At 36.9% G+C, this 1,281-nt stretch carries 2 protein-coding genes; both read right to left on the reverse strand.

What is annotated here, in order from left to right:
* On the reverse strand, positions 1 to 476 hold a 476-nt coding region (locus tag GXN74_RS14245; RefSeq protein ID WP_162371597.1), incomplete at its 3' end, for a transposase.
* The gene (locus tag GXN74_RS14250) at positions 440 to 1,081 is read right to left on the reverse strand and encodes a transposase (protein WP_162371598.1); all 642 of its coding nucleotides are present in this window, start codon (positions 1,079 to 1,081) and stop codon (positions 440 to 442) included. The genes GXN74_RS14245 and GXN74_RS14250, both read right to left, overlap by 37 nt.
* Positions 1,082 to 1,281 lie beyond the last annotated feature (200 nt).

Consider the following 1,281-nt stretch of genomic DNA (forward strand, 5'->3'; position numbering starts at 1 on the left):
TGACGTCCAGGTCTAACCGGTAGAATATTTCTTTGGAGTAGCTGCTCTATATCAGGTGGTTTCAACTTTCTATTATTGCTTATGTATTCACGGCAAATGAAGATGGCTAAGGTGAAATTCACCTGATATATTTTATTTTTCCTTGATTGCCGGATGACAACTTGAGTGATGATCATCTCGCAATAGTTATACATAGTCATTCTTGCAAATACTTCTTGTTTGATATATTCAACCTTTCTGGAATGAAAATTTGTCATACCAACAGCATATTTGAGTTCTCTAAAGGATGTCTCTATTCCCCACCTCATATGGTAAAGTTCTTTGATTTTTTCTGATGAAAATTCAAATGATCCAAGATTTGTGATGATTACTTCGTAAGTATTTTCGGCAATTGGAAAGCGAAGGATCCGAAAGTCGAGGGTATATTCTTTGTCACTACCTATAGGTATAAAGTCAAAGCCTTGACATGTAGGCATATATTTACATCCTCGACTTTTGCATCTTTATTTTTCCTACGGCAAAGCGTAACAGACATGTGTTTATCAAAGCTCCCCTGTTTTGGTAAGTCTAAGCCAGATGCAATACCATTGCTGTTGATGTCTTTGACTCTAATAAGGTATTTCCAGTTCTTTTCATCTGCATGAGCAAAAATATTATAGTTTTCATATCCCCGGTCTGCAATCAGCAATACTTTGCCCTTTAATGAAGAACGATCAATCATTTGCGCACATGCAAGGAATTCATTGCAATCCGCCCAATTTTGTATCAACGCATCCACATATATGCGATTCATAAGATCGTAAAAAGCATTAAGGTGAAGTCTGTTAACTTCTGCATTGTATTGATCGGGTTTTGCACGTGTTTCAAAATCAAAGGAATTTGAAGCTATCGATAGATTGCTTCCATCACAGGCAATAAGCCGATAGCCATGGAAATGTCGATTTGCATGAAGCTTAGAAGTAAATTCATGAAACAGATATTCAAAGGCTTCTGGCAATACTTTTGAACGCTGTTGGTTGTATGCAGCGTTGCTCGGGCTGTCAGTTGAGAAGTTAAAGAAGTCCAGAATCTCCTTATTCATTGATTTGCCAGACATTCCCAGCGAGAACTTCATTAGGTTTCAAAGTCCAGTTTTCGCTTTCTTGAAAAGTCTTTTCCATGCGATATCCTCCTTGAAATAAGTTATATTCAAGGGGCTTCGCCACATTTTTTGAGTGATTTGTCAAGTGTTTCATGAAATTTATTACAAAGAAAAAAGCCCTATATCAGTTACTGATATAG

Source organism: Anaerotalea alkaliphila (genome assembly GCF_010179735.1).
In the GTDB taxonomy this organism is placed as follows: Bacteria; Bacillota; Clostridia; order Lachnospirales; family Vallitaleaceae; genus Anaerotalea; species Anaerotalea alkaliphila.

Excerpts from the sequence above, each read along its gene's own strand:
- GXN74_RS14250 (WP_162371598.1), bottom strand. The coding sequence starts at position 1,081 with ATGAATAAGGAGATTCTGGACTTCTTTAACTTCTCAACTGACAGCCCG.